General features: G+C 58.9%; 10 protein-coding genes and 1 pseudogene. 4 read left to right on the top strand and 7 right to left on the bottom strand.

The features are described from left to right. The first annotated feature begins 95 nt into the window (after positions 1-95). The 4 genes from panC (at position 96) to DW189_RS00445 (ending at position 4,829) form a co-directional block, all read left to right on the top strand. Entirely contained in the window at positions 96-932 is an 837-nt protein-coding gene (gene panC / locus DW189_RS00460) for a pantoate--beta-alanine ligase (protein ID WP_117506493.1), read from the top strand. Next, complete coding sequence (panD, locus tag DW189_RS00455; RefSeq protein WP_018695229.1) at positions 932-1,291, top strand: aspartate 1-decarboxylase; 360 nt, start codon at positions 932-934, stop codon at positions 1,289-1,291. Before panC ends, panD begins: the two co-directional genes overlap by 1 nt. 107 nt (positions 1,292-1,398) lie before the next feature. Beyond that, on the top strand, positions 1,399-1,911 hold the full coding sequence (locus DW189_RS00450) for a DUF456 domain-containing protein (RefSeq protein ID WP_055204645.1): 513 nt from the start codon (positions 1,399-1,401) through the stop codon (positions 1,909-1,911). A gap of 11 nt (positions 1,912-1,922) precedes the next feature. Continuing rightward, entirely contained in the window at positions 1,923-4,829 is a 2,907-nt protein-coding gene (locus tag DW189_RS00445; RefSeq protein ID WP_390613179.1) for a M16 family metallopeptidase, read from the top strand. Positions 4,830-5,142: 313 nt separating this feature from the next. On the opposite strand, the gene ahcY is transcribed toward DW189_RS00445, so the two are convergent. The 7 genes and pseudogenes from ahcY to rsfS all read right to left on the bottom strand — a co-directional run bounded on the left by ahcY (position 5,143) and on the right by rsfS (position 12,080). After that, a complete protein-coding gene (ahcY, locus tag DW189_RS00440; protein ID WP_232045728.1) occupies positions 5,143-6,552 on the bottom strand; it encodes an adenosylhomocysteinase in 1,410 nt (469 codons plus the stop codon). Positions 6,553-6,633: 81 nt separating this feature from the next. Further along, positions 6,634-6,924: pseudogene (locus tag DW189_RS14550) on the bottom strand (riboflavin kinase); the annotation flags it as partial. Then, positions 6,924-8,030, bottom strand: coding sequence for an AI-2E family transporter (locus DW189_RS00435; RefSeq protein ID WP_022333410.1), 1,107 nt, complete (start codon positions 8,028-8,030; stop codon positions 6,924-6,926). The pseudogene DW189_RS14550 and the gene DW189_RS00435, both read right to left, overlap by 1 nt. A gap of 15 nt (positions 8,031-8,045) precedes the next feature. Further along, positions 8,046-8,717 (bottom strand): phosphatidylserine decarboxylase family protein, encoded by a 672-nt coding sequence (locus DW189_RS00430; protein WP_055211279.1) that lies wholly within the window; start codon positions 8,715-8,717, stop codon positions 8,046-8,048. Positions 8,718-8,738: 21 nt separating this feature from the next. Continuing rightward, positions 8,739-9,590 (bottom strand): phosphatidate cytidylyltransferase, encoded by an 852-nt coding sequence (locus DW189_RS00425; protein WP_259295418.1) that lies wholly within the window; start codon positions 9,588-9,590, stop codon positions 8,739-8,741. A gap of 22 nt (positions 9,591-9,612) precedes the next feature. Next, positions 9,613-11,721, bottom strand: coding sequence for an ATP-dependent zinc metalloprotease FtsH (gene ftsH / locus DW189_RS00420; RefSeq protein WP_259295417.1), 2,109 nt, complete (start codon positions 11,719-11,721; stop codon positions 9,613-9,615). Positions 11,722-11,729: 8 nt separating this feature from the next. Continuing rightward, complete coding sequence (rsfS, locus tag DW189_RS00415) at positions 11,730-12,080, bottom strand: ribosome silencing factor (protein WP_018695221.1); 351 nt, start codon at positions 12,078-12,080, stop codon at positions 11,730-11,732. Positions 12,081-12,247 lie beyond the last annotated feature (167 nt).

Raw genomic sequence — 12,247 nt, 5'->3', positions numbered from 1 at the left:
CATAAGAAAAAGATACGGCTTATTTTTCCGACTTTTTTCTTCGTTATGTCTGATGGAATTTCTACCTTTGCCCGCACAACTCGCATCAAGAAAGGATGAAAGTATTTGAAAGTGTCAAGGAGCTCCGTGCAGAGCTGGACAAGGCGGAGCAGTCGGGAATCGGCTTCGTACCGACGATGGGCGCCCTGCATGCAGGACACCGCTCGCTCGTGGAGCGTGCCCGGCGGGAAAACAACACCGTCGTGGTGAGCGTCTTCGTAAACCCCACGCAGTTCAACGACAAAAACGACCTGAAGCATTACCCCCGCACGCCGGAGGCCGATGCCCGCCTGCTGGAAGAGGCCGGGGCGGATTTCGTGCTGATGCCCTCGGTCGAGGAGATATATCCCCAGCCCGACAGCAGGCAGTTCGATTTCGGACTGATCGACAAGGTGATGGAGGGCGCCACGCGCCCCGGCCATTTCAACGGCGTAGCGCAGGTCGTCAGCCGCCTGTTCGACATCGTGCGCCCCGCACGCGCCTATTTCGGGGAAAAGGATTTCCAGCAGATCGCCGTCATCAAGTCGATGGTGGCCCAGCTGGCGCTCCCCATCGAGATCGTCGAATGCGCGATCATCCGCGGCGAAGACGGGCTGGCCCTCTCGTCGCGCAACACGCTGCTCGATGCAGCGCACCGGGCCGCAGCGCCGCACATCTACGCCACGCTGCGCGCCGCAGTGACCCAATCGCAGGAGATGGCTCCCGCACGACTCAAGGCGTGGGTCACGGCCGAGGTGGAGCGCAACCCGTTGCTGAAGGTCATCTATTACCAGTCGGTCGACGCACGGACGATGCAGGAGGTCGCCGCTTGGGACGACTCCCCCCGCATCCAGGGCTGCATCGCAGTACAGGCAGGAGATATTCGTTTAATCGACAACATCCGTATCCGATAATGAAATTCCAGATTGAAGTCATCAAATCCAAAATCCACCGCGTGACGGTCACACAGGCCGACCTGAATTACGTGGGGAGCATCACCATCGACGAGGCGCTGTTGGAAGCCGCCAACATCATCGAGGGCGAGAAAGTCCAGATCATGGACATCAACAACGGAGAGCGTTTCGAAACCTATGTCATCAAGGGCGAACGCGCAAGCGGCTGTATCTGCCTCAACGGCGCCGCCGCACGCAAAGTACAGGTGGGCGACGTCATCATCATCGCATCCTATGCGCTGATGGATTTCGAGGATGCCAAGCAGTTCAAACCCTGGGTCATCTTCCCCGACACGGCTACCAACCATCTGATCGGATAATGCATCCGGAGCTGCCGGACGTAAAAAATCTCCCCTAAAGGGAGATTTTTTTGCTATAAATGTTTATATTTGTCGAAGTTAACGCTCTTTTTTTCATCCCGGATAATATGGACATAGCGCTTTCCGTACTCGCATTCCTGTTCTCGATCGTCGGCATCATCGGCTGTATCGTCCCGGCCCTGCCGGGCGTGGTGCTCAGTTACGCAGGGCTTCTGTGCGCCTACTTCACCTCCTATTCGCACATGTCGGCTTCAGCCATATGGATATGGCTGGCCATCACCGTGGCCGTCAGCGTGGCCGATTATTTCCTGCCCGCATGGATGACCCGCAGGTTCGGCGGTTCGCGGGCGGGCGCCATCGGGGCCACGGTCGGCGTATTCGCCGGGTTTTTCATCTTCCCGCCCATAGGCATCATCCTGGGGCCGTTCGTCGGCGCCGTGGCGGGGGAATTGCTCAACGACCGCGGGGACTTCCCGAAGGCAATCCTCGTAGGCTTCGGTTCCTTCCTCTCGTTCGTCGTCGGCACGGGGCTCAAGGTCGTGGCTGCCGTCGGGATGCTCATACACGTCACGGCCGACACATACCCCGCCGTACGGGACTGGTTCGCAACTCTATTTTAACCCTTTCGATAATGAAAAAACTCCTACTCTTTGCGGCAGTCATCGCAGCGATGCTGGCCGCGGCTTGTTCTAATTCTAAGTACAAGTACGAAACAGTGAAGGGCGATCCGTTGAACACCAAAATCTACACCCTGGACAACGGGCTGAAAGTCTATATGAGCGTCAACAAGGAGACGCCGCGCATCCAGACCTACATCGCCGTGAACGTGGGCGGCAAGAACGACCCGGCCGAGACCACCGGACTGGCGCACTATTTCGAACACCTGATGTTCAAGGGGACGCAGCAGTTCGGCACATCGGACTTCGCAGCCGAGAAACCGATGCTCGATGAGATCGAAAACCTCTTCGAAGTTTACCGCAAGACCACCGACGAGGCCGAGCGTGCGGCGATCTACCACCGCATCGACTCGATCAGCTACGAGGCTTCGAAAATCGCCATCCCCAACGAGTACGACAAACTGATGTCGGCCATCGGCGCCAACGGCACCAATGCTTTTACGTCGCAGGACATGACCGTATACGTCGAGGACATCCCTTCGAACGAGATCGACAACTGGGCCAGGATCCAGGCCGACCGGTTTAAGAACCCCGTGATCCGCGGCTTCCACACCGAGCTGGAGACTATTTACGAGGAGAAGAACATGTCCCTGACGCAGGACAGCCGCAAAGTCTGGGAGGCCATGGACGCCGCCCTCTTCCCCCACCACCCCTACGGCACGCAGACCGTACTGGGCACGCAGGAACACCTGAAGAATCCCTCGATCACCAATGTCAGGAATTACCACAAGACCTATTACGTGCCCAACAACATGGCCGTCTGCGTATCGGGTGATTTCGATCCCGACGAAATGGTCGCTACGATCGAAAAATATTTCGGCGACATGCAGCCGAACCCCAACCTGCCGAAGCTGCACTTCGAGCCCGAACAGCCGATCACGGCTCCCGTCGTGAAGGAAGTATACGGGCTGGAAGCCGCCAATGTGATGCTGGGCTGGCGCCTGCCTGGCGCGAACGACAAGTCGACCGATATCAGCGACATCGTGGGTTCGATCCTCTACAACGGCCAGGCCGGCCTGATCGACCTCGACCTCAACCAGCAGCAGAAGGTGCTCTCGGCTTACGGCTACGCCTCGACGCAACCCGATTACAGCTCGTTCCTCGTAGCCGGACGCCCCAAGACCGGGCAGTCGCTCGACGAAGTACGCGACCTGCTTCTGGCGGAAGTAGCAAAACTGCGGGACGGGGACTTCGATGAAAACCTGATCGAAGCGACCATCAACAACTACAAAATGCAGCTGATGCGCTCGTTCGAGGAGAACGACAGCCGCGCGATACTCTATGTCTATTCGTTCATCAGCGGAACCGACTGGGCAGACGAAGTCGCACGGATCGACCGCATGTCGAAGATCACCAAGCAGGACATCGTGGACTGGGCCAACAAGTACCTCGGCCCCGAGAGTTACGCCATCGTCTACAAGCGCGAGGGCAAAGATCCCAACGAGCAGAAGATCGCCGCCCCGAAGATCACCCCGATCGTGACCAACCGAGACTCGCAGAGCGAGTTCCTCACCGAGATACAGAACTCGAAGGTCGAGCCTATCGAGCCGGTATTCGTGGACTACAAGAAGGACATGTCGCAGTTCGAGGCGCAGAAGGGCGTCAACGTGCTGTATAAGAAGAACGAAACCAACGACATCTTCACGCTGATCTACGTATTCAACACGGGTACGGAGAACGACCCGGCACTCAACCTGGCCTTCGACTACCTGAGCTACCTCGGAACGGACAAGATGAGCGCCGAGCAGATCGCATCGGAGATGTACGCCATCGCCTGCTCGTTCGGCCTGAGCGCCGGAGCCAACCAGAGCTGGATCGAGGTATCGGGCCTGAGTGAGAACATGGGCAAGGCGATGGAGATCGTCGAAGGGCTGATCGCCGGGGCGCAGCCCAACGAGGAGATCCTGCAAAACCTCAAGGGCGACATGATAAAGAGCCGCGCCGACGCCAAGCTCAACCAGAGCCGTTGCTTCGGAGCGCTCCAGCGTTACATGATCTACGGCAGCGATTTCATCCGCCGCACCACGCTCACCGACCCGGCATTGCAGGGGCTGACCTCGGAACAGCTGCTTGCAAAGATCGGCGACCTGATGGGCAAGCAGCACGAGGTGCTCTACTACGGCCCGCAGGACGAGGCCGAAGTGAAAGCCGCCCTGGCCGCACACCACAAGGTGGCAGCCGACCTCCAGCCGCTGGAAAAAAAGTTCAGCACGCTGCAACCCACCGATGAAAACAAGGTCATGCTTGCCCAGTACGACGCCAAGCAGCTCTACTACATGCAGTATTCGAACCGCGGCGAGAAATTCGACCTCGCAGCCGACCCGCAGATCACCCTCTACAACGAGTATTTCGGCGGGGGCATGAACACCATCGTCTTTCAGGAGATGCGCGAAGCCCGCGGTCTGGCTTACTCGGCATGGGCCAACCTCGCCATCCCGACCAACGCCAAGGGCGACTATTACTACATGGCCTTCATCGCCACGCAGAACGACAAGATGCAGAAGGCCATCGAGGCATTCGACGAGATCATCAACAACATGCCTGAATCGGAAAAGGCGTTCAGCATCGCCAAGGAGGCCCTTATCTCGCGCCTGCGCACCGAGCGCACGGTGAAGGACGGCGTACTGTGGAGCTACATCCGCATGCGCGACCTCGGCCTGACGGAGCCGCGCGGAAAGCAAATCTTCGAGAAAGCGCAGCAGATGACGCTCGCCGACGTCAAGGCCGCACAGGAAAAATGGGTGAAAGGACGCAAATACGTCTACGGCATTCTGGGCGACATCCAGGATCTCGACCTGAACTACCTCAAGACCCTCGGCCCGATCCAGACCGTGACACAGGAGGAGATTTTCGGGTACTAAACCACCCTGCTTCCCAATAACGAAAGCCGCCGGTTCCCCGGCGGCTTTTTCGTGCCCGCTCCCGGCCAAAGTACTAAATGGGCAGTCCGGCAAGCCGGCGGGAAATAAAACATCCTGAGCGGAAACGCCGGGAACGGAAAACGCCGGGAACGCAAGCCACTGGGAAAGGAAAACACCCCTGCCGAAGGTTTTTCCGACAGGGGTGGAATCATAAAACAGGTCTTGACTTCCCGCCCGGCCAGAAACCGGACGGGCGCAGGAAACTTCCCGTTTCGCCGGGGAAGAGCCCCGAAGCCCACGCAGCCTCCTGCCGCTAATAGCGGTAGTGCTCGGCTTTGTAAGGGCCGTCGGGATTTACGCCGATATAGTCGGCCTGTTTCCCGGTGAGGTGCGTGAGTTCCACGCCGAGGTTGTCCAGATGCAGGCGTGCCACCTCCTCGTCGAGGTGCTTGGGCAGGCGGTACACGCCCACTTCGAGGTTCTCCTGCCACAGCTCCATCTGCGCAAGGCACTGGTTCGTAAAGGAGTTCGACATCACGAACGAGGGGTGCCCCGTCGCACAACCGAGGTTCACCAGACGGCCTTCGGCCAGCACGAAGATCGAGTGTCCGTCGGGGAAGGTGAACTTGTCGACCTGCGGCTTGATATTGGTCTTGACGGCCCCCGATATTTCGAGACGCGCCATCTGGATTTCATTGTCGAAGTGGCCGATGTTGCAAACGATCGCCTGGTCGCGCATCTTCTCCATGTGCTCCAGCGTGATGATGTCGCAGTTGCCCGTGCAGGTGACGTAAATATTGCCTTCGGGGAGTGCGCTCTCGACGGTCTTGACCTCGAAGCCTTCCATGGCGGCCTGCAGGGCGCAGATCGGGTCGATCTCGGTCACGATGACACGTGCGCCGTACGAGCGCATCGAACGGGCGCAGCCCTTGCCCACGTCGCCGTAGCCGCAGACCACGACCACCTTCCCGGCGATCATCACGTCCGTGGCGCGCTTGATACCGTCGGCCAGCGACTCGCGGCAGCCGTAGAGGTTGTCGAACTTCGACTTGGTGCAGGAGTCGTTGACATTGATGGCCGGGACGAGCAGCTCGCCGGCCTCCTGCATCTGATAGAGGCGGTGTACGCCCGTCGTGGTCTCCTCGCTCACACCCTTCCACTCGGCCACCGTGCGGTGCCATTTGTCCTTGTCTTCGGCAAGGATCGTCCTGAGCGTACCGAGTATCACCTCCTCCTCGTAGGACGAAGGCTCATAGTCGAGTGTCGAAGCATCGTTCTCGGCCTTGTACCCTTTGTGGATCAGCAGCGTGGCATCGCCGCCGTCGTCCACGATCAGCTGCGGGCCCTTGCCGCCGGGGAACGAGAGCGCCATGGCGGTGCACCACCAGTATTCGGGCAGGGTTTCGCCTTTCCAGGCGAAAACGGGAACCCCGGCCTCGGCGATGGCTGCGGCGGCATGATCCTGCGTCGAGAAGATGTTGCACGAGCACCAGCGCACGTCTGCGCCCAACTCGACGAGCGTCTCGATGAGCACGGCAGTTTGGATGGTCATGTGCAGCGACCCCATCACGCGCACGCCTTCCAGCGGCTTCTGCGGGCCGTATTTGCGGCGCACGGCCATCAGTCCCGGCATCTCGTGCTCGGCGATCTCAATCTCTTTACGCCCCCACTCGGCCAGCGACATGTCGGCCACCTTGTAGGGCATTGTCAAATCCAAATACATAGTATTATCTTTTAATTCCAATATATATTCCTTGTCCCTGGCGATCTGCGCCCGAAGCTCCCCGATCGTCGCGAAACGACGTTCGTCACGAATCTTACGCACCAGTTCTACGCGCAGGGTACGGCCGTAGAGCGAACCTCCGAACCCGAAGATATGGGTTTCCAGATGGCGGACGGCTCCGCCGACCGAAGGGTTGCTGCCCAGGTTGGACATCGCGTCGTAAAGCGTCCCGTCCACCTCCGCGCGGGAATAATAGACCCCGTCCGCGGCCGTCACGGAATCAGGCACGGCCATGTTTGCCGTCGGGAATCCCAACTCGCGCCCGAGCCGGCGTCCGTGTTCCACTACGCCCTCTATCGTCACCCCGGCCATCAGATTTTCTCGGTCAGTTTACGCACCAGCCGGAACTGCGAGAAGAACTCCTTAGCAAAGACACGCAGTACGGTATAGGAAGGGATTGCCAGCAGCATGCCGAGGATTCCGGCCATCGACCCGGCGATGAGGATTACAAGGAAGATTTCGAGCGGATGGGCCTTGACACGCTCGGAATAGAGCGTCGGCTGCACCACAAAATCGTCGATCCCCTTGAGGATCAGCAGCGAACCTGCGATTATAAAAGCAGTATGCCCCACGGTCATCCCCCCGATCGGGGTTACGATACCCACGAAGACGGAAACGATACCGCCGATCAGCGGCCCGGCATAGGGCACCACGTTCATCACGCCCATCACAAGGCCGATGAACGCAGCGTCAGCCGCCTTCATGCCGAAGGCCATCATCGTGAGCGACACGGCGACCATCAGCATCAGGCTTTCCGAGAGAATACCCGTGAAGTAGCGGGCCAGCAGCAGCGTGACGGAATCGAGTGCGCGGGTGATATTCTCGTGGTAACGCTCGGGGAACATGGCCGTCACCATGGCATAGAACAACCCTTCGTCCCGGAGGAAAAAGAAGGTGATGAACGTAATGGAGAAAATGGCGATAACCGACGAGAGCACCACGTTGACGATCGAGGAGAACACCGAGTTGAGCGATTCGATGTCGATAATCTGCTTGAGCGCCGATGCGAGCGCCTCCGAGAGGGAGAACGTGCTTTCGGGCACAGCGAAGAACTCATGCAGGTATCCCTGTGCTTGGGCTATCGGCTCCTCGATGCTTTGCACGACGGCGGCGAAATCGAGGTTCGACAGCTGGTAAATCTTATTGAACACAAGCGGCACGAACAGCGAGCACAGCGTGGCCAGCACCACCCAGATGACGATCAGCGTCACCAGCGCAGCCAGCCAGCGGGGCACTTTCCAGCCCTTGATATGCAGCGCCGCGAGGCGTTTCACGAGCGGATTGCCCACGACGGCCAGCACGGCGGATATGAGTATGTATACGACGATCGAACTGAAATACCAGACCAGAAAGAGGACGGCCGCAGCTACGGCCGCGCCCGCGATGAACTTCAGGAAGGTCTGGGGAGTCGTTTTCATCCTTCGGGAGTGGGGTTAAATCTTATGCAGGCGTGCGATGGGGGTCTGCGAACCCACGACGGGATCGCCGATCTCGACCAGCAGTTCGCTGTCCTTGGGTATCAGGACGTCGACGCGCGAGCCGAATTTGATGAAGCCGCAGACGCTGTTCTGCTCCACGGGCTCACCGACTTTCATGTAGGAGATGATACGGCGTGCAATCAGGCCCGCAATCTGGCGGAAAAGCACCTTCCGGCCGGAGGCCATCCTCACGACAGTCGTCGTGCGTTCGTTCTCGGTCGACGACTTGGGATGCCATGCCACCAGAAAACGCCCCGGATGGTATTTGAAATACTCGACCGTGCCCCCGACCGGCACCCAGTTCATATGGACATTGGTCACGGACATGAAGATCGAGATCTGCAACATCTCCTCGTTCAGGTATTCGGTTTCCTTCACAACCTCCGTCACGACCACGCGGCCGTCGCAGGGAGAGAAAACCAGGTCGGCATCGTGTATCCGCACACGGCGGGGTTCCCGGAAAAACGCGACGATAAAGAACCAGAACAACAGCAAAAGCACGGCGCTCACCCACAACAGCGAAATATTCGAATCGCTGACCAGCAGGTGATAGATCAGCCAAAATATAAATACACAGACGGCACCCGAGATACAGATAATCTTGTAGCCTTCCTTATTTATCCTCATAACTCTTTTTTAGGTTTGCAGTTACATCACAAAAAGCATATAGACGAATACGAACGGCGCCGAGAGCAGCATGGCGTCGAAACGGTCGAGCACCCCGCCGTGGCCGGGGATCAGCCGCCCCGAATCCTTAACGCCGGCAGCCCGCTTGAACATCGACTCCACCAGGTCGCCCAGCACGCCCGAAACGGCGGCGACCAGTGCCAGACCGGCCCAAACCCACATATTCCCGTCCAGCACCCGTGCGGCCACGATGCCCATGACGACGGCACCGGCGATCCCGCCGAAGAACCCCTCCCAGGATTTCTTGGGCGAAAGGCGTTCGCAAAGGCGGTGGCGTCCGACGGACATCCCCACCAGGTAGGCGAAGACGTCGTTGGCCCAGATGATGAAGATATAGGCGACCATGATCCACGGGTTCCAGGTATCGCTGCCGACGATCGGGATATAGCACATCAGCGACAGGGGCAATGCCACGTAGCAGATTCCCATGAGCGTCGTGCCGATCCCGGAGGCCGGGTTTTCACCCCTGCGGTAGAGTTCGCAGATGAACATGGCGGGCAGGAGCAGCAACAGGAACGCCAGCCCGCAGCCGAAGGCCTGCCGGGCAACGCCGAGAATCTCGCGGATGTCGTCCGAGACGAACGCGAAATTGAGCGCGAAAAGCACGATACCCGCAACAAGCCCTACGACTCTCTGCGGCGCATTGCCTTGTTTCCCGGCCAGCGTATAGAACTCGTACATGCCGCCCACGAGCAGCGCCGCGAGCAACGCGCCGAAGCTCCACTGCGACCAGACGATCGCCCCCAGTACCACCGCTGCCAGGACAAGGCCGCTCAGCGTGCGTACCACGAGGTTTTTCATAGTTTCATTCATCAGTTAATGCGGGTTAGGTGTCTTATTCGGTCTTGGAAATCGCGGCGGCCGTATTGCCGTCGGCAGGGGCTTCGGGCGTCTCCGTCTGTACAACCGCGGGAGCGCCCTCTTCCGGGGCGGGCTTCGCCGCCAGGGCTGCAGAAGCCTCGGGCTCCCCCTTCGCGGCGGCTCCGTCAGCCTTGGCTTTGGCCTCGGCCTCCTTCCGCTCACGCAGGATGTCTTTCTTGCGGCGGCCGAAGATACGCTCCACGTCCTCGGTGAAGACCACTTCGCGCTCCAACAACAGTTCGGCCAGCTCTTTCAGGCCGTCGGCATGCTCACGGAGCACTTTCTCGGCCATCTCGTAAGCCTTCCCGATGACGAGTTTGGCCTCGGCGTCGATCTGCTGCGCGGTCAGTTCCGAATAGGGCTTCGTGAACGCCATGTCGCTCTGCCCCGTGGAATCGTAATAGCTCAGCGTCCCGACATTTTCACTCATGCCATAATAGGCTACCATGGCATAGGCCTGTTTGGTGACACGTTCCAGGTCATTGAGCGCCCCGGTCGATATTTCGCCGAAGGTCAGCTGCTCCGAAACACGTCCGCCGAGCGTGGCGGCCAGCTCGTCCATCATCTGCTCGCGCGTGGTGATCTGCCGCTCTTCGGGCAGGTACCAGGCTGCGCCGAGCGCCTTGCCGCGCGGGATGATCGTCACCTTGATAAGCGGGCTGGCATTCTCGAGTATCCAGCTCACCGTGGCGTGGCCCGCCTCGTGGTAGGCGATCACACGCTTTTCCTCGTCGGTGATGATCTTATTCTTGCGTTCGAGGCCGCCCACGATGCGGTCGATGGCTGCCAGGAAGTCCTCCTTCGAAATGAATTTCTTGTTGTGGCGCGCGGCGATCAGCGCAGCTTCGTTGCAGACATTTGCAATGTCGGCACCCGAGAATCCGGGGGTCTGGCGGGCCAGGAACGACCGGTCGAGCTGAGGATCGAGCTTCAGCGGACGCAGGTGGACGTTGAAAATCTCCTCACGTTCCTTGACGTCGGGCAATCCCACCTCGATCTGGCGGTCGAAACGGCCGGCGCGCATCAGCGCCTTGTCGAGGATGTCGGCACGGTTCGTGGCCGCAAGGACGATCACGCCCGTATTGGTCTGGAAGCCGTCCATCTCCGTGAGGAGCTGGTTGAGCGTATTCTCCCGCTCATCGTTGCCCGAGAACCCGGCATTCTTGCCGCGGGCGCGGCCGATGGCGTCGATCTCGTCGATGAAGACGATGCACGGCGCCTTCTGCTTGGCCTGCTCGAAAAGGTCGCGGACACGCGAGGCGCCCACGCCGACGAACATCTCCACGAAGTCGGAACCCGAAATCGAGAGGAACGGCACGTTGGCTTCGCCTGCGACGGCCTTCGCCAACAGGGTCTTACCCGTCCCCGGAGGGCCTACGAGCAGCGCTCCCTTGGGAATTTTGGCTCCCAACTCCTTATATTTGTCGGACTTCTTGAGGAAATCCACGATCTCCATGATCTCGACCTTGGCCTCCTCCAGCCCGGCCACATCCTTGAACGTGACGCGTTTGGAGTTATCCTTGTCGAACACCTGCGCCTTGGCCTTGCCCACGTTCATGATGCCGCCGCCCGCACCGCCTCCGGCACCGCGCGACATCGAACGCATGACGAAAATCCACACGCCGATAATCAGCACCCACGGCAGCAGGTTGATCAGCACGTTCGTCCAGTCGTTGGCCTTGTTTTCATAGACCACGGGAACGACTTGCCCGGACTGCTGCTCGGCGGCTTTCAGGTCTTCACGGAACGAGTCGACCGACCCGATCGTGAAGAGGAGCTGCACACCCGTCTCGGGGAGCCGGCGAAAGCGTTTGTCCACCGTATCCCTGCGGTACTGCTCGACCGCTTCTTTTTTCAGGAATACCTGCGCCTGGTCGCGGTTGACGACCTGGATCTTCTCCACCTCGCCCTTTTCGACCATCCGTTCGACGGTAGCCCAGTCGCTGGGCACGGGCGTGTCGTTGACATCCCCGAAGACGTAGTAGCCGATAATGAACGCGCCGATCAGACCGTAGAGCCACAGCATCGACGGTCGCGACATGTTCATATTCATCTTATTATTGTTCTTGCGTTGATTTGCCATATTTAAAATTACTCTTCGTATTCATATTTGGTCATCGGCGCATCGGCCCACAACTCTTCAAGCCGGTAAAACCCGCGCAGTTCGGTCTGGAAAATGTGCACCACCACGTCCACATAGTCCATGGCGATCCACACGGCATTCTGCTGCCCCTCAATACGCCAGACCTTTTCGCCCAGCACTTCGAGCACCTTCTCTTCGATGCCCGCGGCGATGGCCCCTACCTGCGTCGTGGAATCGGCGTTGCACACAATGAAACGGGAACATATCGCCCCGTCGAACCCCGAAAGGTCGAGCGATACAATATTCTTACCCTTTTTATCTTCAATCGCACCAACGATAGTTTCGATCAGTTTATCCATAAATAGTCAATAGGTGTCTATAACCTTGCAAAGGTACGAAAAGAGAATGATATTTGAAAATTAAGCCCCGTAAAAAAAGCAGCCGGACGGGCGACAATCGCAGAAGTCCGCACTTTTATCCGCCACAGCGCCGTTACAGCGGATTAATTCTTAATTATATGCCCGAG

It is taken from the genome of Alistipes sp. AM16-43, from assembly GCF_003435745.1.
Lineage (GTDB): Bacteria > Bacteroidota > Bacteroidia > Bacteroidales > Rikenellaceae > Alistipes > Alistipes onderdonkii.
The sequence above is the reverse complement of the archived record's forward strand: the minus strand, read 5'-3'. Positions and strand labels throughout refer to the sequence as shown.